This is a genomic window from Candidatus Methylomirabilota bacterium (assembly GCA_035936835.1).
In the GTDB taxonomy this organism is placed as follows: domain Bacteria; phylum Methylomirabilota; class Methylomirabilia; order Rokubacteriales; family CSP1-6; genus AR37.
Genome location: DASYVT010000099.1, coordinates 1 through 21,902 on the forward strand (window position 1 = coordinate 1; position 21,902 = coordinate 21,902).

Annotated in this window: 24 protein-coding genes and 2 pseudogenes; 11 read left to right on the forward strand and 15 right to left on the reverse strand. The window is 67.9% G+C overall.

Going from position 1 to position 21,902, the window contains the following annotated elements:
• From VGV06_07965 to ispG, 9 genes and pseudogenes are all read right to left on the reverse strand, one after another.
• The coding region (locus VGV06_07965; protein ID HEV2055094.1) for an aquaporin at window positions 1-280 on the reverse strand (280 nt) is incomplete at its 3' end.
• Window positions 271-819: pseudogene (locus VGV06_07970) on the reverse strand (IS630 family transposase). The gene VGV06_07965 and the pseudogene VGV06_07970, both read right to left, overlap by 10 nt.
• A 592-nt stretch (window positions 820-1,411) precedes the next feature.
• Window positions 1,412-2,230 carry an arsenite methyltransferase gene (locus VGV06_07975; protein HEV2055095.1) on the reverse strand — a complete coding sequence of 273 codons (819 nt, stop codon included), beginning with the start codon at window positions 2,228-2,230 and terminating at the stop codon, window positions 1,412-1,414.
• Window positions 2,231-2,232: 2 nt separating this feature from the next.
• Entirely contained in the window at window positions 2,233-2,679 is a 447-nt protein-coding gene (locus VGV06_07980) for an ArsI/CadI family heavy metal resistance metalloenzyme (GenBank protein HEV2055096.1), read from the reverse strand.
• Window positions 2,680-2,692: 13 nt separating this feature from the next.
• Window positions 2,693-3,001: a metalloregulator ArsR/SmtB family transcription factor gene (locus tag VGV06_07985; protein HEV2055097.1), complete on the reverse strand. Its 309-nt coding sequence runs from the start codon at window positions 2,999-3,001 to the stop codon at window positions 2,693-2,695.
• Between the two features lie 32 nt (window positions 3,002-3,033).
• Window positions 3,034-4,830, reverse strand: a complete 1,797-nt coding sequence (locus VGV06_07990) for a sodium:solute symporter family protein (protein HEV2055098.1) — start codon at window positions 4,828-4,830, stop codon at window positions 3,034-3,036.
• Entirely contained in the window at window positions 4,827-6,038 is a 1,212-nt protein-coding gene (locus VGV06_07995; protein ID HEV2055099.1) for a CoA transferase, read from the reverse strand. Before VGV06_07995 ends, VGV06_07990 begins: the two co-directional genes overlap by 4 nt.
• 42 nt (window positions 6,039-6,080) lie before the next feature.
• Window positions 6,081-6,824 (reverse strand): cupin domain-containing protein, encoded by a 744-nt coding sequence (locus VGV06_08000; protein ID HEV2055100.1) that lies wholly within the window; start codon window positions 6,822-6,824, stop codon window positions 6,081-6,083.
• Between the two features lie 148 nt (window positions 6,825-6,972).
• Window positions 6,973-8,181 (reverse strand): flavodoxin-dependent (E)-4-hydroxy-3-methylbut-2-enyl-diphosphate synthase, encoded by a 1,209-nt coding sequence (gene ispG, locus VGV06_08005; GenBank protein ID HEV2055101.1) that lies wholly within the window; start codon window positions 8,179-8,181, stop codon window positions 6,973-6,975.
• 102 nt (window positions 8,182-8,283) lie between these two features.
• Here ispG and VGV06_08010 point away from each other — a divergent pair, with 102 nt between their 5' ends.
• Window positions 8,284-8,742 (forward strand): MaoC family dehydratase, encoded by a 459-nt coding sequence (locus VGV06_08010; protein ID HEV2055102.1) that lies wholly within the window; start codon window positions 8,284-8,286, stop codon window positions 8,740-8,742.
• Window positions 8,743-8,748: 6 nt separating this feature from the next.
• Here the strand turns inward: VGV06_08010 and VGV06_08015 are convergent, their stop codons facing one another.
• From VGV06_08015 to VGV06_08025, 3 genes and pseudogenes are all read right to left on the reverse strand, one after another.
• Window positions 8,749-9,138 carry a hypothetical protein gene (locus VGV06_08015; protein ID HEV2055103.1) on the reverse strand — a complete coding sequence of 130 codons (390 nt, stop codon included), beginning with the start codon at window positions 9,136-9,138 and terminating at the stop codon, window positions 8,749-8,751.
• Window positions 9,139-9,206: 68 nt separating this feature from the next.
• Window positions 9,207-10,396 (reverse strand): annotated as a pseudogene (locus tag VGV06_08020) (Bcr/CflA family multidrug efflux MFS transporter).
• A 7-nt stretch (window positions 10,397-10,403) separates the two neighbouring features.
• Window positions 10,404-10,856, reverse strand: coding sequence for a nuclear transport factor 2 family protein (locus tag VGV06_08025; GenBank protein ID HEV2055104.1), 453 nt, complete (start codon window positions 10,854-10,856; stop codon window positions 10,404-10,406).
• A 79-nt stretch (window positions 10,857-10,935) separates the two neighbouring features.
• Here VGV06_08025 and VGV06_08030 point away from each other — a divergent pair, with 79 nt between their 5' ends.
• The 4 genes from VGV06_08030 (at window position 10,936) to VGV06_08045 (ending at window position 13,904) form a co-directional block, all read left to right on the forward strand.
• Complete coding sequence (locus tag VGV06_08030) at window positions 10,936-11,496, forward strand: thiamine pyrophosphate-binding protein (GenBank protein HEV2055105.1); 561 nt, start codon at window positions 10,936-10,938, stop codon at window positions 11,494-11,496.
• 2 nt (window positions 11,497-11,498) lie between these two features.
• Window positions 11,499-12,113, forward strand: a complete 615-nt coding sequence (locus VGV06_08035; GenBank protein HEV2055106.1) for a thiamine pyrophosphate-dependent enzyme — start codon at window positions 11,499-11,501, stop codon at window positions 12,111-12,113.
• 299 nt (window positions 12,114-12,412) lie between these two features.
• Window positions 12,413-13,612, forward strand: a complete 1,200-nt coding sequence (locus VGV06_08040; GenBank protein HEV2055107.1) for a carbohydrate porin — start codon at window positions 12,413-12,415, stop codon at window positions 13,610-13,612.
• Between the two features lie 154 nt (window positions 13,613-13,766).
• Window positions 13,767-13,904, forward strand: coding sequence for a hypothetical protein (locus VGV06_08045; protein HEV2055108.1), 138 nt, complete (start codon window positions 13,767-13,769; stop codon window positions 13,902-13,904).
• Window positions 13,905-13,914: 10 nt separating this feature from the next.
• Here the strand turns inward: VGV06_08045 and VGV06_08050 are convergent, their stop codons facing one another.
• The 3 genes from VGV06_08050 to VGV06_08060 form a co-directional block, all read right to left on the reverse strand.
• On the reverse strand, window positions 13,915-14,817 hold the full coding sequence (locus tag VGV06_08050; GenBank protein ID HEV2055109.1) for a VOC family protein: 903 nt from the start codon (window positions 14,815-14,817) through the stop codon (window positions 13,915-13,917).
• Between the two features lie 244 nt (window positions 14,818-15,061).
• A complete protein-coding gene (locus VGV06_08055; GenBank protein HEV2055110.1) occupies window positions 15,062-16,291 on the reverse strand; it encodes an MFS transporter in 1,230 nt (409 codons plus the stop codon).
• Between the two features lie 19 nt (window positions 16,292-16,310).
• Window positions 16,311-17,246 carry a zinc-binding dehydrogenase gene (locus VGV06_08060; GenBank protein ID HEV2055111.1) on the reverse strand — a complete coding sequence of 312 codons (936 nt, stop codon included), beginning with the start codon at window positions 17,244-17,246 and terminating at the stop codon, window positions 16,311-16,313.
• A 158-nt stretch (window positions 17,247-17,404) separates the two neighbouring features.
• Here VGV06_08060 and VGV06_08065 point away from each other — a divergent pair, with 158 nt between their 5' ends.
• The 6 genes from VGV06_08065 (at window position 17,405) to VGV06_08090 (ending at window position 21,892) form a co-directional block, all read left to right on the forward strand.
• Window positions 17,405-18,184: a glucose 1-dehydrogenase gene (locus tag VGV06_08065; protein ID HEV2055112.1), complete on the forward strand. Its 780-nt coding sequence runs from the start codon at window positions 17,405-17,407 to the stop codon at window positions 18,182-18,184.
• Between the two features lie 62 nt (window positions 18,185-18,246).
• Window positions 18,247-19,095, forward strand: coding sequence for an LLM class F420-dependent oxidoreductase (locus tag VGV06_08070; GenBank protein HEV2055113.1), 849 nt, complete (start codon window positions 18,247-18,249; stop codon window positions 19,093-19,095).
• Window positions 19,096-19,113: 18 nt separating this feature from the next.
• A complete protein-coding gene (locus tag VGV06_08075; protein ID HEV2055114.1) occupies window positions 19,114-19,863 on the forward strand; it encodes an SDR family oxidoreductase in 750 nt (249 codons plus the stop codon).
• 51 nt (window positions 19,864-19,914) lie between these two features.
• Window positions 19,915-20,337, forward strand: a complete 423-nt coding sequence (locus VGV06_08080) for a MaoC family dehydratase (GenBank protein HEV2055115.1) — start codon at window positions 19,915-19,917, stop codon at window positions 20,335-20,337.
• A gap of 8 nt (window positions 20,338-20,345) precedes the next feature.
• On the forward strand, window positions 20,346-20,756 hold the full coding sequence (locus VGV06_08085; protein HEV2055116.1) for a MaoC family dehydratase: 411 nt from the start codon (window positions 20,346-20,348) through the stop codon (window positions 20,754-20,756).
• Window positions 20,753-21,892 (forward strand): cobalamin-independent methionine synthase II family protein, encoded by a 1,140-nt coding sequence (locus VGV06_08090; GenBank protein HEV2055117.1) that lies wholly within the window; start codon window positions 20,753-20,755, stop codon window positions 21,890-21,892. Before VGV06_08085 ends, VGV06_08090 begins: the two co-directional genes overlap by 4 nt.
• The last annotated feature ends 10 nt before the right edge of the window (window positions 21,893-21,902 follow it).

Here is a 21,902-nt window from a genome sequence, read left to right on the forward strand (position 1 = left end):
CCGCGAAGGCGCCCACGACCTGCGCCGCGATATACGCAGGCGCGTCACGCCATGGAAATCCGCCGCGCCAGGCATCGGCGAGCGTCACCGCCGGGTTGAAGTGCGCGCCCGAGATCGGCCCGAACGCCAGGATCAGGGCGATGAGGGCCGCGCCGGTCGCGATCGTGTTCGCCAGCAGGGCGAGGGCCTGCTGGCCGGCGGCGAGGCGGCTGCCCATGATGCCGGAACCGACCACCGCTGCTATTGACCTTTGCGTAAGTAATGGAAACACTACTGCCATGGCGCGGACGGAAGATCCGAGGCAAGCACGAATGAGCGGAGTTTCTCAGGAGAGCGCCGGACTCGGCGGGCACTGCCGTGCAGGTTGAGGCGAATGTCCTGTTTGCCGCGCAGGATACTGTTGCCCGTGTGCCGCTTAAAGTCGTTCCAGACCTGTTCCGCCGGATTGAGTTCCGGGGCGTAGGTCGGGAAGCGTTCGAGGTAAAGCCTGGGATAGGCATCCTGAACTGCCCTGATGTGCGGTCCCTTATGAATCGTGCCCCCATCCCAAATGAGGATGACATGCCCGCGCAGATGCTTGAGCAGCAGTCGGAGAAACTTCGCCACCTGCGGGGCCTTGAAATTATCCTGTCGACACTGCACGTATAGACCCATTCGGGCGCGCTTGGATGCCACGGTAATCGCCGCGATCGCGGAGATGCGATCATGCCGATAGTTGTAGCGGACGATCGGCGTGCAACCCTGCGGGCCCCACGTTCGACGGCGTGTCGGAATGAGCATGAAGCCGCTTTCATCGAGGAACGCGATGTGGGCGCCACGTCGTCGGGCTTTTTTTTATCGCGGGCCACGTGTGCCGCTTCCAATGGGCGATGGCCTCCTCGTCGCGCTGGATTGCGCGGCGTTCCGGTACCTGGCAGCTCCAGCCGCAGGACTGCAGCACGCGCCAGAGGTGGCTCGGATGATACTGAACGCCGAACTCCTTGCGGATCAGAGACGCGATCCGCTTCAGAGTCCAAAGCTCGTTGGGGTAGCCGCAGGCCATGGCGCCTCGAAGAAGGAGCCGCAGGAGTCGCCCCTGCTGACGCGCGCTCAGCTTTTTGGGCCGCCCTGGGACGGGCTTTGATGCCAACGCCGCGTCTCCGTGTTTCCTCCAGTCCTGAACCCATCGGTGGACCGACGAGACCGATGAGCGAATGTTCCTGGCGATCTCGCTCAATCCCAATCCCTGTTTCAACAACTCGATGGCGCGACGGCGCCGCTTCTCCAACGATACCGCCGATCCATGGGGTCTCATGCCCCATAGTGTCACACCTTTCCATTACTTACGCAAAGATCAATAAGAGCAGGGCCGTGCCGACCGCTTCCGCGACCGCCCGTCGGCCGAGATCGGGCCGGTGACGTGGCGGCCCGCTCACCCCGCGATGGGCTTATGGGCGCGGACGAAGGCGCTCATGAACTTGCCGTCAACCTGTGGCGCGATGGCGTCGGCGTCGATCCCCGATCCGGCAAGGAAGTCGCGCGCGTCCTCCACGCGATAGACGCGGGTCGGCTCGACGTCCACGCCCGCGAAGCCCGCCTTGGCGAGCTTGTCGCGGTACTCCTGCTCCTCGAGCGCGCCGGCGACGCAGCCGATCCACAGCTCGACGCTGCGCCGGATGGCGGCCGGCACCTCCCCACGCACCACGACGTCGGAGACCGCGAAGCGGCCGCCCGGCTTGAGCACGCGGAAGGCTTCCGCCAGGACGCGGTCCTTGTCGGCCGAGAGGTTGATCACGCAGTTGGAGATGATGACGTCCACCGAGTTGTCCGGGAGCGGGATCTGCTCGATCTCACCCTTGAGGAATTCCACGTTCTGGACGCCTGCTTTGCGCTGGTTCTCGCGCGCCAGGGCCAGCATCTCGTCCGTCATGTCGAGGCCGTAGGCCTTGCCCGTCGGGCCCACGCGATTTGCGGACAGCAATACGTCGATGCCGCCGCCCGAGCCCAGGTCGAGCACGGTCTCGCCGGGCTTGAGCTCGGCCAGCGCCGTGGGATTGCCGCAGCCGAGCGAGGCGGCCGCGGCCTCGGCGGGCAGGCACGCCTTCTCGCTCTCCGTGTAGAGGTGGGAGGTGATCGGGTCGGCCTCGCGCCCCGAGACGCTGCCGCAGCAGGAGCTGCCGCCGGCAGTGACCTTGAGCGCCGCCTTGCCGTACTTGTCCTTCACGATCTGCTTGATGTCCTGGTCGGCCATGATCAGCCCCCGCAGCAGGCGTTGCTCTTGGCCAGCTGGAGCCCCTTGGCCGCCGCCACTCCCGAAGACACCTCATCCTCGAGGTCGTAGTTGAGGTGGTAGACCTCCCACTCGACGCCGTCCGGGTCCTGGACCCAGAACTTGTCCTGGTTGGCGTGGCAGCAGTTGACTCCCATCTCTTCGCGCACGGGCAGTCCGGCCGCCTTCACGCGGGCGAGCTGGGTTATCACGGCGTCCACGGTGTCCACCTGGACGCCGAAGTGGTTCACCGTGCCCACGGCGGCGTGCCCGCCCTCAGAGAGGGCGAGATTGACGGGCGCCCACGCCGGGAGGAACTTGACGTACCCCGTCTTCACCTTGACCGGGTCCCCGCCGAGGAACCGCTCGTAGAAGTCGCGGCTCTTGCCCAGATCCGACACGTGCATGTGCAGATGCACCTTCGCGGACATGTGGAACCCTCCTTTAACAGCAGGCGGTCAGCAGACGCGCCAGCGTCGTCGCCGTTTCCCGCTGCACGGAATAGTAGATGTACCGCTCTTCCTTCCTGCTTTCGACGAGCCCGGCCCGCCGGAGCAGGTCGAGGTGATGCGACAGGGTCGGCCCCGGAATCTCGACCGCCGCCTGGATCTCGCCGACCGAGACTTCCTTCCCGGCACGGACCAGGAAGAAGAATACCTGGAGACGGCTCAGGTGGCCGAGGGCCTTGAACGCCTCGACGTGGCTTTCGTCCGCGTCCAGCCGGGCCATCGGAAGGCGGGCTATAGTTTTCATGTTTCGAAGGATATAGAACTATCGAACGGATGTCAAGCGGGATTCTTGAACGAGCGCGAGATCCAGTAGAACGCGGCCGCCGCCACGGCCAGCATCCCCAACCCCGCGCCGGTGAAACCGAAAATAACTTTTCCGATGCCGAAGAGGGTCGCGTAGACGGCGACGATGCCGGCGATCCAGTTCGTCCACGCGAGCGCCCCGCCGGGAATAGGCTCGCGTCCGAATCCGAGCCGCGCCGACACCGTCGCCCAGCCGGGGCCGCCGGGACGCACGCGCCGGTAGAAGGCGTCGAGCACCGAGTCGGGCTCCGGGCGCGTGAGGAGCGTCACCGTCAGCCACACGGCTGTGCTGCAGGCGACTGTCACCAGCATCACAGTCGCGGTCGCGTTGGGATCGTTCGCGGCGAACCGCGGCTTGATGAAGGCGAAGCCGAGCAGGCTGATCACGAAGCTCGCCACCGTGGCGGAGATCTCGCTCCACGCGTTGATGCGCCACCAGTACCAGCGCAGGATCAGCACGAGCCCCGTACCGGCGCCGAGCGCCAGAAGAAGCTCCCACGCTTTCTCGACGCTCGAGAGCTGGGAGGTGACGGCGATCGACCCGAGGAAGAGGAGGACCGTCGCGGCGCGGGAGACGGCGACGTAGTGCGCCTGGCTCGCGTCCCGCTTCACGAAGCGCTTGTAGAAGTCGTTGACGAGGTACGACGCGCCCCAGTTGAGGTGCGTCGCGACGGTGCTCATGTACGCGGCGGCGAAGCCGGCGAGCATGAAGCCGCGCCACGGCGTCGGCAGGAGGTCCACGAACGCCTGGACGTAACCGGCTTCTCTATCTTGAAGACTCGGGTAGAGGATGACGGTGGCGAGGCCGGTGACGATCCACGGCCACGGCCGCAGCGCGTAGTGCGCGATCTGGAAGAAGAGCGTGGCGAGCACGCCGTCCCTCTCCGTCCGCGCGCTGAAGATGCGCTGGGCAATGTAGCCGCCGCCTCCCGGCTCGGCGCCCGGGTACCACGCCGCCCACCACTGGACCGACAGGTAGACGCCCAGGGTGAGGAGCGGCATCCAGGCGTAGGCGTGAAGGCCGGTGGCCGTCGCGCTCACCGGAAGGACGGACAGCGCCGCCGCCTCGCTCCCGAAGTGCTGGACCAGCTTGATCTTCATGACGTCGATGCCGCCGACCGCGCGCACCGCGTAGACCGCGAGGACGATGACGGCGCTCATCTTGATGACGAACTGGACGAGGTCGGTCCACAGCACGGCCCACATCCCCGCGGCCACCGCGTAGACGGCGGTGATCGCGAAGCAGATGCCCACGGCGACGACCTCGCCGCTCACCGTCATCCCGGCGATCGTCACGTCCCGCAGGCCGAGCGAGATCGTCAGGATCTTGATCATCGCCCGCGTGACCCAGCCGAGGATGATGAGGTTGATCGGGATGGCGAGGTAGAGCGCGCGGAAGCCGCGAAGGAAAGCCGCGGGCCGTCCGCCGTAACGCACCTCGGCCAGCTCGGCGTCCGTCATGACTTCGGCCCGGCGCCAGAGCCGGGCGAAGAAGAAGACGGTCAGCATCCCGCTCATCACGAAGTTCCACCAGAGCCAGTTTCCCGCGACACCCTTGGTGGCGACGAGCGCCGCGACGACGAGCGGCGTGTCGGCGGCAAAGGTCGTGGCGACCATCGCCGTGCCGGCGAGCCACCACGGCACCTGGCGCCCGGAGAGAAAGTACTCGTCGAGGCTCTTGCCGCCGCGCTTCGTGAAGAAGAGCCCGATCGCGGTGCAGAAGAGGAAGTACGCGGCGACGATCGCCCAGTCGAGCGGGGTGATGGTCATGGCGCGATCACGCGGAGGCGCCGCAGCTCGGTGATGCCGGCGGCGTCGTAGCCGAGGCCGCGGAGGATCTCGTCCGTGTGCTCGCCCAGCTCGGGCGCGCGGCCTGCCGGGACCTTCGGTTGCCCGGCCACGAAGACCGGGTTGCTGACCGTGCGGAAGGGGCCCTCGGCCATGGGGACGATGACCTCGGCCGCGGTCATCTGCTGATCGTCCTTGACGTCTTCGATGCGCGCGATGGGTCCGAAGGTGACGCCGTAGGACTTGAGGCGCTCGCGCCACCCGGCCCAGTCCCGCGAGGCGAAGACGGCGTCGAGGATGGCGACGAGCTCCGCGGCATTGGCCTGGCGTGACTCGAAGGTGGCGAAGCGCGGGTCGGAGGCGAGCTCAGGCCTCTCGATGGCGCGGGTGAAGGGCTCCCATCCTTTTTCGGCACGCAGCACTGTCAGGATGAACCAGCGGTCGTCCTTGCAGCGGTAGAAGTTGATGATCGGGTTGCGGCACCCCTCGCGCGGCATCCGCTCCGGGAACTTGGCGTCACAGAGCGAGGCCTGGATGAGCGTCGAGTTGGCCCAGGCGCCGCTCGCCATGAGCGAGGTGGAAACCTTGGCGCCCCGGCCGGTCTTCTCGCGCTGGTAGAGCGCCAGCATGACGGCGCCGAAGAGCACCATGCCCGTCGGGTGGTCGCCCATGCCCGGCATCGAGTGGGACGGCGGGCCGTCCGGGGCGTGCACGAGGTCCATCAGCCCGGAGCGCGCCCACCAGGCGTTGATGTCGAAGCCGGGCTTGTTGGCCTCTTCGCCGACTTCCCCGTAGCCCGTGACGAGCGCGTAGACGAGCCGTGGGTTGAGGGGCTTGAGCTCTTCATAGGTGAGACGGAGTCGCGCGAGCACGGCGGGAGGGAAGTTGGTGACGAGGACGTCGGCGCGCGCCGCCAGCCTGAGGAAGGCCTCCCGCCCCTCGGGCTTGCTGAGGTCCACGGCGAGGCTCTTCTTGTTGCGCGAGTCGAGCAGCCAGGAGTAGTTGTGCTCGCTCACGGGCAGCCCCGGCAGCTCGCCGAGCCGCCGGTTCGGGTCGCCCCCGTCGGGCGTTTCGACCTTGATCACCTCGGCGCCGAAGTCGGACATGACGGTGGCGGCGGACGGGCCGGCGAGAAAGCTGCCGACGTCCAGCACGAGGATGCCGTCGAGGGCGCGCGGTGAAGGGCTCATCGTGGAGCGATTGAGGACGTTACGGCCGAGAGCGCGCGGATGTCAAGCGAAGCGCCAGCCGTCGAGCGCTCGCGGGTTCTTCGGGATGATGCGCAGCGGCAGGTCGCGAGGGCCGAGGATGCCCGCGTCGAGGAGCGGCTGAGCGCCTCGCCCGAGCGACGAGCGTCTGAGCGACGGCATGGTCGAGAGTCGGCTCGCGAGGGCGTGGGCTTGGGCGGGAAGCGTGACGACGCCGCCGGGGAGCCAGAGAGGGAAGTCGCCGCGCTTCCGGTCAACCGGACCCGCGAAGACTGGCACCTGTGTCCAGAGCCTGTCCCGGCTCGCGCGCGGGATGGGCTCGGCACGACCGGCCGCAACGTCCCATATCGTGATGGCCGCCGCAGCGCGGGCGCCCGTGAGCGCTTTCTTGCGCGTCTTCCAGGTGAGCGACAGCGCGAGCGAGCGTCCGTGGCAGAGGACGCGGTGTGGAGTCCGCGGCGGCATGTAGAAGAGCGAGCCGGGCTCGAGGTGGCGAGTGGTCCAGCCGCGGCCGATCATCCTGGATTCGTCGAGATCCGCGCTCGTGCCCCGCGGAACCTGCGGCCCCGTCGTCACCGTGCGCCGTCCTTCGAGCTGCACCCAGACGCTGTCCACTTCGCCGTCGTGGTGGAGCCCCATGCCCTGGCGGGCTTTGCCGTTAACGAGGAAGAGAAAGGAGGTCTCCTCCCGGCCCGGGCCGAAGAACGTCGCACGGAGCGCCGCCATGAGACGCGCCACGCGCGGCAGCACCTGGTGGACCTGCGGCATGTAGATCGTGGCGCCCGCGGCGAAGGCGCGAGCGATCTGCGCGTGGGTAGGCCGCCGCTGGTAGGTCCGCTCTGCCGCGATCTGGACGGGAAGGCCGGAGCGGGCCAGCCCTATCGCCTCGCGAAAAGACGGCGCGAGCGCTGTGCTGTTACTTCTTCGAGGCGGCGTAGCGCTTCTCGACGTAGTCGTCGAGAATCTCGAGGAACTCGGCGACGATCCTGTCGCCCTTCAGCGTGAGCTTGAGCGCGCCGTCCACGAAGACGGGCGCCTTGGGCTCCTCGAAGGTGCCGGGCAGCGAGATGCCGATGTTGGCGTGCTTGCTCTCGCCGGGGCCGTTGACGACGCACCCCATCACCGCGACCTTGAGCTCTTCGACGCCCGCGTACTTCGACTTCCACACCGGCATCTGGTCGCGGAGGTAGGTCTGGATCTCCTCGGCCATCTCCTGGAAGAAGGTCGAGGTCGTGCGCCCGCAGCCGGGGCAGGCCGTCACCTGCGGCAGGAAGCTCCTGAGCCCCATGGACTGGAGGATCTGCTGGGCGACCAGCACCTCTTCCGTTCTGTCGCCGCCGGGCTTGGGGGTGAGCGACACGCGGATCGTGTCGCCGAGTCCCTCCTGAAGCAGGATCGAGAGCCCGGCGGAGCTGGCGACGATGCCCTTGGCGCCCATGCCCGCTTCGGTCAGCCCAAGGTGCAGGGGATAGTCGGAGCGCGGCGCCAGCATCCGGTAGACGTCCACCAGGTCCTGGACGCCCGAGACCTTCGCCGAGAGGATGATGCGGTCGTGGGCCAGGCCCGTCTGCTCGGCCAGCTCGGCCGACTGAATGGCGCTCTCGACCATGGCGTTCATGGTCACGTCGCGCGCGGAGAGCGGCTCGCGCAGCTTGGAGTTCGCGTCCATCATCTCGGTCAGCAGGTTCTGGTCGAGGCTGCCCCAGTTGACGCCGATGCGCACGGGCTTGCCGTTGTCCACGGCGACCTTGACGATGGCGGTGAAGTTGTCGTCGTGGTGCTTGCCGCCGACGTTGCCCGGGTTGATGCGGTACTTGGCGAGCGCCTTCGCGCAGGCGGGATACTTGGTCAGGAGCACGTGGCCGTTGTAGTGGAAGTCGCCGATGACGGGCGCCTGCACCTGCTTGACGATCTCGGGGACGGCCCGCGCCGCGGCGTCGTTGTTGACCGTCACGCGCACGAGCTCGCTGCCCGCCGCGTGGAGCGCGTTGACCTGCGCCACCGTGCCGGCGATGTCCGCCGTGTCGGTGTTGGTCATGGATTGGACGACGATGGGCCGCTCGCTGCCGACCGTGACGCCGCCCACGTCCACCAGCACCGTCTTCCTGCGCCTGGAGAAGCTCATATCAGCGCCCACTATATCACGGGGATCGAGGGCTTCCAGAGCGCCTCAGGATCGTGGATAATCGGGCTCTGGAGAACCCAAACCCCGATCGAGGAGAACGCCATGCTCGTCGTCGAGACCCCGAAGGACCTGAAGCAGCACATCGGCAAGACGCTCGGCCCGTCCGAGTGGATCGTCGTGGACCAGCCCATGATCGACAAGTTCGCGGAGGCGACCGGCGACCACCAGTGGATCCACGTGGATGTCGAGCGCGCGAAGAAGGAGATGCCTGGCGGCAAGACGATCGCCCACGGCTACCTGACGCTGTCGCTCCTGCCGAGGCTGGTTCCGCAGCTCCTGAAGGTGGAGAAGCGGAGCCGGGGCCTCAACTACGGATCCAACAAGGTCCGCTTCACCAACACCGTGCCCGCCGGCTCGCGGGTCCGGCTCAAGCAGACCATCAAGAACGTGGAAGACGTCGAGGGCAACGGCGTGCGCATCACCTCCGAGATGGTGATGGAGATCGAGGGGCAGGAGCGCCCGGCGCTGGTCGCCGAGACCCTCGGCATCCAATATGCCTAAGCCCTGTTACTGGAAGCGGGCCTTGGCCTTCTCGTAGGTCTGCTTGACGGCGTTCATCGCCGAGTTCGCGGCGGCCTTGACGTCGTTCCACGCTGAGGCGGAGGAGGACTTGACGGCCTCCATCTTCTGGGCGAGGACGGCCTTCTGCCGGTCGAGCGCTTCCATGTCGCGCGCGAACTCGGCCTTCACGGCATCGCTCGCGCGCCCGGCCCTGGCCTTGAGCTCGTCGACCTTGACGTCGAGCTCCCGCATCTGCGCGGAGAGCGCGCGCTGGTACTCTTCCTTCTTCTCGTACGTGTAGTCGGCAGCCTGGCGGCTGTCCTCCTTCACGCCGGCGACGGTGTTGCAGCCCGCGAGCAGGGCGACCCCGATGAGCCCGATGACGAGAGTGCGCATGGATCCTCCTGCGCTGACGGTAGACGAGCGTGGGCGCAGCGTCAAGCGGCCAGGCGACCAGGCGCGCCTTAGCCGCTCGCGGATGCACGTTCCGGCGCTATTCGATGGACGGCGAGGGCCGAGAGGCCGCAGGCGGCGATGAGGCCGGCCATGGGCACCGCGGTGCCATTGCCCAGCGCGCCCAGCAGCGTCCCGACGACGGCGCCCGCTCCGAACTGCACGGTGCCGAGCAGAGCCGAGGCGCTGCCGGCATTGCGCCCCTGGGGCGCCAGCGCCGCGGTGACCACGTTCGGCAGGACGAAGCCCAGGCCGAGATGTAGACGAAGAGCGGGAGGAGGAGTCCCGGAAGCCCGCCGGCGCCGGTCCACGCGGCGGCAAACAGGAGAACGCCCGCCAAGGCAGTGACGACGAGCGCACGCGAAAGGATTCGGGCGCCGGCTACCCGTCCGAGGAGCGCGCGGTTCAGCTGCGACGCGATGATGAGGCCGAGGGCGTTCAGGCCGAAGAGCCAGCCGTAGTGGTCGGGCCGCACGCCGTGGATCTGCATGAAGACGAACGGCGAGCAGAAGATGTAGGCGAACATCTCCGAGATAACCAGGACGCCCGACAGGTTGTAGCGCATGAAGGCGCGGTCACGCAGGAGCCGCGCGTAGGTGCGCAGCGCGTCGCCCGTGCCTCCGCGGGCGCGCCGCTCGGGCGGCAGGGACTCTCGGAGGTCGCCGAGCACGGCGGCCAGGCAGAGGAGCCCGAACGCCGCGAGGGTCCAGAAGATTGCCCGCCAGCCGAACAGGACGAGGATCTGCCCACCCGTCAGCGGAGCCAGGATGGGCGCCAGCCCCATCACCAGCATGAGGAGCGAGAAGACGCGCGCCGACTCTCGCTCGTCGAATCGGTCGCGGACGACGGCGCGCGCGATGACGATGCCCGCGCACCCCCCGATGGACTGGACGAAGCGCCACGCGACGAGACCCTCGACGGACCGGGCCAGGGCGCAGGCCGCCGAGGCGAGGACGAAGAGTGAGAGGCCGAAGCAGAGCGGGCGCATGCGCCCGTAACGGTCGGAGATCGGGCCGTAGAAGGCCTGCCCGAACCCCAGCCCGCCGAAGAACACCGCGAGCGTGAGCTGCACCTGCGCTTCGCTCGCCGCGAGATCGCGCGAGATCGCCTGGAAGCTCGGCAGGTACATGTCGATGGACAGCGGCCCGAACGCCGACAGCGCGCCCAGGATGAGGGCGAGGGTTCTCACAGGCCGGGCCACCGCCCTCTCAGAACATGCCGTTGGAGTTGGCCGCCTTCTCGGGAATGGGCTGGACGACGTCCCAGTGCTCGACGACCTTGCCGTTCTCGAGCTTGAAGATGTCGATGATGGCATTACCGCGGGTGCCGGGCTCCCGGACGGCGTGGACGTGGAGGATGACGTAGTCGCCGTCGGCGAACACGCGCTTGATCTCGCTGCGCGAGCCGGGGAACTTCTCCTTCAGAAACTGGAGGAAGGTCTTGAACCCCTCGGGGCCGTCGGGGGCGTTGGGGTTGTGCTGCGTGTACCGCGGGCCGAAGTACTTCGCCGCCGCTTCGAAGTCCTTCTGGTTGAGCGCCTTTTCGTAGAACTCCACCACGACCTTCTTGTTGGCCTCCTGCTGCTGGGCGTCGGCGGCGCCGGCCGCCAGCGCCGTGAGCGCGAGGGCGGCCGCCGCCAGGGCGAGGGTGCTTCGTATCATGACGTTCTCCTTTCGAGGCAGGTTCGGAACCGCGTTGACGGTGCTAGTATATGCGGACTAATTGCCCCGAGGAGGCGCGATGCCCGAATCCATTCCAGCGACGCTCATCATCGACACCTTGAAGGACACCTTTCGCGAGGCGCGCGCCGCGCTGGCGGCGGAAGTCGCCGAGCCGCCGAAGCACAGCCACCTCGGCTGGATCCTGAGCGTGCCGGACACGCACCAGAAGTCGGTGCTGGCCGCGCTCGACAAGGAAGAGCAGATCCGGGTCCTGACCTGCGCGACGGAGGACGAGGCCACGACCATCGCGGCCGGCCTCCACATCGGCGGCGAGCCGTGCGTGCTGATGATCCAGCACGCGGGGCTCTACGCCTCGGTCAACACGCTGCGGGGCGTGGGGATGGACGGCCAGATCCCGCTCTTCTACATGATCGGCCTTCTGAGCCGGGAGAAGGACAAGGACCCGAGCGAGTCACGGCATTCCATGGTCCGCTACTGCGAGCCGCTCCTCGATACCTTCGGCGTGCCGCACGCACGGCTCGAAGGGCCCGACGACGTCCACCTGATCCCCGAGTACTACCGCCTGAGCCGCGCGCGCAAAGGTCCGGCGGTCGTGCTGGTCGGCCTGGAGACCATCTAGCCATGGCCCCCGACGTGAAGCCCCCCGACGTGAAGCTCATGAAACCCGAAGAGATCCTGACGCTGATCCATGCCCAGCGGGGGAGCGCCATCTGCGTGCCGACCATGACCACGTCGCCGGCCTGGCGGACCATCGCTCCCGACGATCTCTCCGTCGGCTGCGTCGGCTTCATGGGCGGCGCGTCCTCACTGGGCCTGGGACTTGCCCTCGCCCGGCCCGACCGCCGCGTCCTGGTGCTGGACGGCGACGGCTCGCTACTCATGCAGCTGGGCTCGCTCGCCACCGTGGCGGGCGCCGCCCCGCGGAACCTCGTGCACTTCCTGTTCAAGAACGGCGTCTACCATACGTCGGGCGCTCAGGGGATTCCGGGCGGGCTGACCGTGGACTTCGTCGCGATGGCCAAGGGCGCGGGCTACCGGATGGCGTGCGCCATCCACAACATCGAGGATTTCAAGCGCCGGCTTCCCGAGTTGCTGAAAGCCGAGGGACCGGTCTTCGTGGAGCTCCACACCGGTTTGTCCGAGCAGACGCCGATGACCGCGCGCGGCGGCGTGCCCTTTCCGCAGCAGGTCAGCGACCTGCGCGCGAAACTCCTGAAGCCTCGCGCGCGCGCCTAGTCGGCGCGTCCTAGCGGGCAGCGGGTGCCGGCGATGTCTGCGCCGCCTCGAGCTGGGCAATGGGGGTCAGGTCTTGCAATCCGACATTGGGGCTCGGCAGATGGTCGTTCGTCGCGGTTGGCTCTGATCGGCAATGTATGATTGCAAGACCTGACCCCGATCCCCATTGCGACCATAAGAACGATGCGACGGACTTTCATCGGGATCTCCGCGAGTGTTCGGTGCGCTTGGTGGCCCGCATGGTGGGCACGCGGGCGCGTACTGTCAAGCGAGCGCCGGCTGGGATACTCTGGCGCGCGATGACGATGCGGGCGCTCGGCCTCGCTGTCCTGTTGCTCGCGTCGTCGTGTCCTGTCCTCGCGCAGACCGAGTCGCCGGATGCGTCGAAGAACGAGCCGGCGACGAAAGCCGATGTCCAGAAGACGCCGCAGGAGAAAGCCCAGAAGGAAGACCCGGACGCCCTCGCGCGAGAACGCCGGCAGGCCGTCATGATCCGCCCGCTTCCCGTGGCCGCGCCGTTTCCGATCTCCATCAACGGCGCCTTCCGCGGAGGTGTCCAGTGGATCGTGAAACCCGAGCGGGCGAAAGACGACGTGTTCGGCTTTGGCGCGTTCGACCTCATCGTGACGGCCCGCCCCACGCCGAACATCACGTTCCTCATCGACGTCGAAGCCCTCGCCGGGCAGGGCCCCGATCGCGCGCTCGGCAGCCTCTCGCGCATGAATGCCGACGCCGATCGATCGGAAGGCAGCGACACCAAGCTCACGTTGCGCGAGGCGTGGGTGCGCATCCAATCGCCCGACGCGCGCGTGCGCTTCAACGTCGGCAAGCTCGACGTGACGCACTACTTCGACCGCAACGTCTTCGCGGGGGACGAGACACGTCAGTTCGTGAACGGCTCGCTGACGGGCAACCCCATGCTCCGGCAGCCGCCGAACAGCCCGGGCGCGGCCATTCGCATCAGCCAGGGCGACTGGCGCTACGCGTTCGGTGTGCATGCGCCCGACGATTGGGACACCCCGATGCGCGGCTTGCCGTACTTCATCGGCGAGCTCGGACGACGCAACATCTTTCCGCTGGCCGGCCATTATCGGTGGTGGGCGCGCGTCGGCTCGGTGCCGGATCGGCGGGACGACGTCACGTGGGGCACCGGGCTCAGCGTCGATCAGCTTGTCGCCGAAAACACGGGCCTGTTCTTCCGCGCGGGCCTGAGCCGCAGCGACGGCGAGGCGCTGACGCCGCACGCCTGGTCGGGCGGCGTCCAGCATTCACCGGACTGGCTCGGACGGCCGAAGGATCTCGTCGGGGTCGGCTACACGTTCCAGCGCGAGACAGCGGGCCGTGAGCGCGCCGCCGAGGTCTACTACAATGTCTCGCTCGCGGAGTGCTGTCAGGTGATCGCGAACGTGGAGTGGATCGTCTCGGGACCGAACCAGGTCACCGGGCGCCGCAACCGCGACGTGGTCGTGCCCGGCCTGCGCGCCTTGATTCTCTTCTAGCAGGGTGCGGAGGGTAGATAGCATAAAGCCCGTTCTCAGTCATGGCCTGGGGAATGGGGGTCAGGTCTGGGAATGGGGGTCAGGTCTTGCAATCCGACATTGGGGCTCGGCAGATGATCGTTCGTCGCGGCTGGCTCTGATCGGCAATGTATGATTGCAAGACCTGACCCCGATCCCCGTACTCACGGGCCTGTCCGAGCAGTCGCCGATGACCGCGCGCGGCGACGTGCCCTTTCCGCAGCAGGTCAGCGACCTGGGCGCGAAGCTCCTGACGCCCCCCGCGCGCGCGTAGGCCGCGCTTCCTAGCGGGCGGCGGGGGCCGGCGAGGTTTGCGCCGGCTCGAGCTGGACCTTGTGGCCCCAGATAGTCCCGCGGTCGTGCCGCTGGACCTGCCAGACCGTGTCGTCCACCAGCCGTCCGCCCCAGCCGTACTCGACCTCGAAGCCCGAGGGCGTCGACATGTAGAAGGACACCATCTGGTCGTTGGAGTGGCGGCCGAGCGAAGACACCACAGGGACGCCCGCCCGGGTCGCCAGGTCGAGCGCGGTCCCGACATCGTCCAGCGTGTTGGTCTCGAGCATGAAGTGCCACAACTTCTTGTCGCGGCTCCGGGGCAGGTCCGGGATGCTGGGCTGGAAGGCGATCGAGTGGTGTCGCGGGTTGCAGTGCAGGAACACCAGGGTATTGATGTAGTCGGAGATCCTGAAGCCGAGCGCCTTCGTGAGGAGCCCCGCGCTTTCGTCGCGGTCCGTGGAGCGCACGACGACGTGGCCGAAGCCGAGCGAGCCCGTCTTGAAGCCTGACATGGGGCGCGCCGGCTGGAAGGGCGGGTCCCAGCGGGTATTGGGGCCGATGGAAAGCTCGAAGGGCAGTTCGCCCGTCTCGAACTTGACGAAGTCGATGAGCCGGCGGTGGGAGATCTCGGCCGGCGTGCCGTGAGTAATGGAGACGCCGGCGGCCTTGAGCGTGGCCTTGCTGTCCTCGTACTCTGCCTGGGTCGGCGTCTGGAGCCCGATATAGAGGACGTCGTCCTCGCCGCTCGGGTGGAGCGCGATCCGGTGGTGGTTCTCGTCCATCCGCAGGTACACGGTGCCGTCGTCGGCGCGCTCGATGATCTGCATGCCGAGGATGTCCGTGGCGAAGCTCTTCCAGGCGCCCATGTCGCTGACGCCGATGCCGAGGTACGCGAGCTGAGAGACAGCCATGGCTTTGTCCTCCCCTGAGGTTGGTGCGGCTACGATAGCGACGGCCGGCCGCGCAGTCAAGCTACAAGGATGCTAGAATCCGCCCTCGCCGGACCTCTAGCAGGATGCTGGGAAACGCGCAGGCTGCTCAAAAAGGTCCAGATGCGAGGCGGCGCCCGACGGCCGCGCGCGAGGCGTAGTCCCTCTACGTTGAGCGTGCGGCCGAGGGCGCCAACGAAGCAGATGGGCCTTTTTCAGCAGCCTGCTAGCTGATCGCCCGCAGGCGCCTGGACGTGAGCAGCAAGAGCGCGTTCGCGGCCACCATGGCGCCGCCGAACATCACGGCGAAGCGCGCGTCCACCGCGGCGGCGAGGGCGCCGGCAAGCAGGCCGCCCAAGGGTAGCAGGTTCCAGCAGAGGGAATACAGGCTCATCACCCGGCCGCGAAGGTGATCGGGCACGTGCTGCTGGAGGTAGGTGTTGACCTGCATAAGGTAGAAGGTGTTGCAGAACCCGACGAGCACCAACACGGACAGAGCCAGCCACATCGCCTCGGATCTCGAGAACACGATCAAGAGGCCGCCCAAGGCCGTCGCCGTGACCAGGAGCGCCGTGCCTCGGCGAAGAGTCAGATGGGCGATCGTCGCCACCGTGAGGCTGCCGAACAGCGCGCCTGCGCCATGCGCGGCGTTCAGGAGTCCGTACCCGGTCGGGCCGGCGTTGAAGTACGAGTCGGCGTAGATCGGCAGCAGCGTGAGGTAGGACATGGCGAAGAGGCTGTTGAAGAGAGCGAGCGCGATCAGGCTCGTGAACACGAAGTTGTGCCCCACGAAGGAGAGACCCTCGGCGAACTGCTGGAGCACGTGCCGGCCATCGTGCGCCCGCGTATCGCCGTGCACCCGGAGGCGGCTATACAGGAAGAGCGCGATGCACGAGGCGGCGGCCGCCATCCCGAACCCGACCGCCCCGCCGAACGCCGCGATCAGGATGCCGGTGATGGACGGGCCGATCATGCGCCCGGCCTGCCACGGGATCGAGCCGAGCGCGATCGCGTTCGCGAGTCGCTCGCGTTCGATCAGCTGGGGAATGAGCGCCATGCGGCTCGGCTCGTCGAACGCCCGGAAGGCGTTGCTCAACGCGGCCAGCACCAGCAGATGCTCGATGCGGGCCAGCCCGAAGAGCGTCAGGGCGAACGCGGCGGACAGCGTCAGAGCGATCAGGGTCTGCGTGGCGACCAGGAGCCGCAGGCGATTCATGCGGTCGGCGAGGACGCCGCCGAAGAGCTGGAAGAGGACGAGCGGCACTCCCTGCGCCAGTCCGAGATAGGCCAAGGACATCGGATCCCGGCTGACCTCCCAGGTCATCCAGGCGAAGGTCATGTATTCCGCCCGGTGCCCGAGCACGTAGAAGACGAGCCCGAACCAGTAGAGGCAGTAGTTCCGCCCCTTCAGGGCAGCGAACGTCGACAGCCTGGCCGTCTGCGTGGACGCGGGCAAGGAGCGGTCGGGCTCTCGCCTACTCGATCGTCAGCACGGCCTTGCCGGGGAAGCGCCGGGCCATCAGGTCCTGCGCGACCTGGCTGATTTCCGCCCACGGCCGCTCCAGGCTGATGTGGGGTGCCAACTGTCCCGCCGCCACGAGGTCGGCGAGCCGGCGAAGGCCCACTGAGGCCGGCTCGCTGCCGAGCTCGGTGAAGAGGTAGAAGCCGTACAGCGTGGCGCGCCCGGTGGCGAAGAACGTGCGCGTGTCGAACGTGACCTCGGCGGATGCCGAGACTCCGAGCGTGACGCAGACGCCGCCGCGCTCGAGGGCGGCCAGCGCCGTGCCGAGGGTGCGCCCGCCCACGGACTCGATGACGAGGTCGTACTTTGGCGAGGGCGGAATGTCTTCGCCCACGACCACCTCGTGAGCGCCGAGCTGGCGCAGCGCGGAAACCTGATCGGCGCGCCGGGCGCTGGCCGTCACGTGAGCGCCGGCGAGCCGCGCGAGCTGCACCGCGAAGTCGCCGACACCGCCCGTGGCGCCGGTGACGAGCACGCGGCGACCGAGCAGCAGCCCGCCCTTGCCGAGCCCATGGAGCGCTGTCAGTCCGGCCACGGGGAAGGTTGCGGCCTGGGAGAAGGTCACCTTGTCGGGCAGCGCGGCGAGGGCATGGCTTGGCACCGCTACCCGCTCCGCCCACGCTCCTTCGGACAGAAGACCGACGACCCGCGTCCCGGTGCGCGGGCCCGAGCCGTCCGCGGCGGCGCGTTCGACCAGGCCGGCCAGGTCCCAGCCCGGACGCCAGCCGGCGGGGGCCATGCCGGATCGCCTGACCTCGCCGCGGTTCAGCGAGATCGCGCGAACGCGCACGAGCGCTTCGCCACGGTCGGTGACAGGCTCGGCGACCGGCCGGATGACGAGCCGGCCCGGCGCTTCAGGATCGACGACGACGGCACGATTGGCGGGCATAGGGAGTTGCCTCCGTCAGAGGGTCAGGTTCGTCCAGCATAGTACAGACGCGTGGCAGCAGAGTACAGACGCGTGGCAGCAAAGTACAGACGCGTGGGCCGAAAGGCAATCCGCCCGCCGCCGTCAAGCTGGGGTATCCTTGGTCGGCGCATACGACCATGACTCTCGCTGACCGCGTGGCGATCGTAACCGGAGCAGGGAACGGCATCGGCAAGGCGACCGCGCTGGCCTTGGCCCGGGCCGGCGCTCACGTCGCCGCCGTCGACGTCGACGCCGGGGTCGCCAAGGCGACGGCGGATGCCGTCGCGGCGCTCGGGCCCCAGAGCCTGGCGGTCGACACCGACGTCGGAGATCTCGCCAGCATCGACCAGATGGTGCAGCGAGTGATGGCGACATTCGGCCGGATCGACGTCCTCGTGAATAACGCCGGGGTCACGCGACGCGCCTACATCATGGATCTCAAGGAGGAGGACTGGGACCGCATCATGCGCGTCAATGCCAAGGGCGTGTTCTTCTGCCTGCAGCGCGTGGCGCGCGAGATGATCCCCCGGCGCAGCGGCGTGATCGTCAACATCGCATCGATCGCCGGCAAGGGGTACGCGGGCACCTCGAACGCGATCTATGCCGCCAGCAAGGGCAGCGTCATCTCGCTCACCCGCATCGCCGCTCTCCAGCTCGCCCGCCACAACATCAACGTCAACGCCATTTGCCCCGGCACCACGGTCACCGGGCTGTCGGAAGCGAACGTGGCCTCCCGCGCGCGCGAGGAAGGCCTCTCGGTCGAGGACATGACGCGCCGGCGCAATGCCGCCATCCCGCTCGGCCGCCCCAACGATCCCGAGGACGTCGCCACGGTCGTGGTCTTCCTGGCCTCGCCGGGCGCGCGGAATATCACCGGCCAGTCTCTCAACGTCGATGGCGGCGTCATCTTCGATTGACGAGGCCGGCACACGCGCCGGCCACTCGGTGCTCCCCGATCACTCGTGAAGGAGGCCTCACGATGAATGTAGGTATCTCCGTGCCCCTGCCCGCATACCTGGTGGACGTCGGCTTCATGGCCCGGAAGGCTGAGGAGCTCGGCTTCGAATCGTTCTTCTGCGCCGAGCACCCGTTCATCCCGGTGCACACGAAGAGCCGCTTCCCGGGCTCCGAGGACGGCGTGATCCCCGAGGCCTACTCGCACTTCGTCGACCCGTTCGTGGCGCTGGCGCGCGCCTCGGGCACGACGACCCGCATCAAGCTCGGGACCGGGATCGTGCTGGTGCCCGAGCGGAACCCGCTGCTGCTGGCCAAGGAGGTGTCGACGCTCGATCTCTTCAGCGGCGGGCGCTTCCTCTTCGGCATCGGCGCGGGCTGGCTGCGGGAGGAGACGGAGCTCATGGGCGGCGATTTCGACCACCGCTGGACGCAGACGCGGGAGTCGATCCTGGCGATGAAGGAGCTGTGGACGAAGACCGAGGCCGAGTTCCACGGCAAGTACTACAACTTCCCGCCGGTCCGCTCCTATCCGAAGCCGATGCAGAAGCCGCACCCGCCGGTGCTCCTCGGCGGCGGCGCGAAGAAGGTACTCGAGCGCATCGTTGAATGGGGTGATGGGTGGTTACCGAATCGTGTCACGCCGGACCAGCTCCGCGAGAGCCGCGCGACGCTCGACCGCCTCGCCAAGGATGCCGGCCGGGATCCTTCGGCCATCACGATCACTGTCCACGGCCAGCCGGCCGACCGCGACCTGATCAGGCGGCTCCACGACGCGGGCGCGAACCGCGTCCTCGTGCGCCCGCCGGCGGTGAAGACGGAAGCGGAGATGGGGACGGAGCTCACGAAGATCGCCGACGCGGTGCTGCGCTAGCCCCATGCTGCGCTAGCCATGGACCTCAAGGATCGCGTAGCGCTCGTTGCCGGCGGCACCGGTCTTCTCGGGACGGCGATCGCCCGTGCCCTTGCCGGGGCAGGGGCTGACATCGCCATCACCTATCTCGAGCGTAAGGATGCGGCGCGTGAGACCTGCGCGGTCGTTGAAGCCCTCGGGCGGCGGGCGTGGAGCGTGGCGCTCGACCAGACGAAGGCCGAGGCCATTGCCCCCGCGGTGGAGGCGGTCAAGAAGCACTTCGGCAAGATCGACATCCTCGTCAACAACGCGGCCTGGAACATCAGCATTCCGTTCCCGGACCTCGAGTCCCTCGACGCCGCCGTCTGGGACCGCCTCTTTGCCACCAACCTGCGCGGGCCGTACCTGCTGGCGCGGGCGGCCGCGCCGCATCTCAAGGCGAGCGGGTCAGGCCGCATCGTGAACATCGCCTCGGTGGCAGGGTTGAATCCTGGCGGGAGCAGCATCGCGTACGCGACGAGCAAGGCGGGGCTGATTCACCTGACTCGGTGCCTCGCGGTGGCGCTGGCGCCGCAGGTGAGCGTGAACTGCGTCGCCCCCGGCTTCATGGAGGGGACCCGGATGTCCTCGCGGCTCCGACCCGAGATGGCTGAAGGAGCGCGGCAGCGTGCCGTCCTCAAGCGCGCGGCGAGCGTCGAGGACGTGGCCGATCAGGTGCTCGCGTTCTGCAGGTCGGACAGCGTCACGGGCCAGGTGCTGAACATCGACGCCGGCGTTTTCTTCCATTAAAGCTTTCCGGCTCCCCGGCAGATCGCATCCCGCAGCGGATGGAGGCTCGCCATGATCGAGTTCAGGCCGCTTACCTACGAGACGCTGAAGGTGGGCGAGGGGTTCGTGTCGGACGAGCACCTCGTGACCCCGGAGGACATCGAGACGTACGCCTTCGCGGTCGACGATCATCATCCGTGGTACTTCGAGGACTCGCCCTTCGGTGGACCGATCGCCCACCCGACGCTGCTCGGCAACCAGGCGCTCCGCCTCCGCCACAGCCGCTACATCGTGCACGCCGGGCTTCACGCCAAGATGGAGTTCGAGTTCCTCGAGCCGATCCGCCAGGGCGTCCGCGCGCGCTCGCGCGGAACCGTCGTTGACAAGTACGAGCGCCGCGGGAAACCGTACATGGTGACGGAGTTCGTGACGGAGGACGAGAACGGGACGGTGCTCGTGCGCGGCCGCTTCACCCAGATGCTCTTCCGCGGCTGAGGCGCACCATGAATACCAGCGGTCTGGCCTTGCCGTCGCTCCAGAAGGAGATGTCGCAGCGCAAGATCGATGCGTATTCGGTGGTGCGGCCGAAGTCCATACACACCGACCCGGACTGGGCGCGGCAGAAGGAATTCCGCGCTCCTCTCGCCCAGGCGATGATGTCGACGGCGTATGTGTCGGAGCTGATGACCCGATTTCTCGGCGCCGGCTTTGTCAGGGGCGGCACGTTGTCGATGATCTTCATCAAGCCGGTCTACGCCGGCGATCGGCTCACCGTGCGCGGCGTGGTCAAGGACAAGCGGCGGGAGGATGGCGCCACGCGCGTCAGCGTCGATGTCTGGTGCGAGAACCAGCACGGCGAGAAGACGGCAATCGGCACGGCCACCGGACTCGAGCCCTCTGAGCATCCAGAATGAAACGCAGCACTGATCGCATCCTCACCACGCACACGGGCAGCCTGCCGCGGCCTCCCGACCTGACGGCGATGCTGGAGGCCCTGGACGGCGGCGGCGCCTTCGACCAAGCCGCCTTCGAGGCCCGCGTGCGCCGCGCCGTCGCCGAGATCGTCCGGCGGCAGGTGGGGGCGGGCGTGGATGTCGTCAACGACGGTGAGCAGGGCAAGGTCGGCTACTCCACGTACGTGCGGCATCGGCTCACCGGCTTCGGCGGGCAGAGCGCGGTGCCGTCGAGGGCCGACTGGGCGGATTTTCCCGAGGCTGCCGCCCGCGCCGAGCGGCGCTCGGCCGTGGCGCGCCCGTCGTGCAACGGGCCCATCGACTGGCGGGACCGCTCGGCGGTCGACAAGGACGTCGCCAACCTCCGCGCGGCGCTCGACGGTAGCCGGCCGGCGGAAGCCTTCATGACGGGCGCGTCGCCAGGGGTGATCGCCCACTTTCTTCGAAATGATCACTACCCGAGCCGGGAGGCCTATCTCGCGCGCCTCGTGGACGTGATGAAGGAGGAGTACGACGCCATCGTCCGAGCGGGGTTCGTCCTCCAGATCGGCTGCCCCGATCTCGCCATGGGGCGCCACCTCGCCTTTCCGACTCTCAGCAACGCCGAGTTCGTGAAGATCGCCGAGGCCAACGTGGAGGCGCTCAACCACGCGCTCCGCGACCTCCCGCCCGACCGGATGCGGCTGCACCTCTGCTGGGGAAACTACGAGGGGCCGCATCACCGCGACATACCGTTGAACGAAATCATCCGTGTTGTTCTCAAGGCCCGGCCGCAGGGTCTCTCCTTCGAGGGCTCCAATCCCCGTCACGAGCACGAATGGGTGGTTTTCCGCGAGGTGAAGCTGCCGGACGACAAGGTCATCATCCCCGGGGTGCTCGACTCGACCACCAACTTCATCGAGCATCCCGAGCTGGTGGCGCAGCGGCTCGTCCGGTACGCGGAGGTGGTGGGCCGTGATCGCGTGATCGCCGGCACCGACTGCGGCTTCGCGACCTTCGGCCGCTCGACGCTCCTCGTCGAGCCCGAGATCACGTGGGCCAAGTTCGCATCCATGGCCGAGGGCGCGCGGCTCGCCTCCGCGCAGCTCTGGCGGTGACCCCACAGGA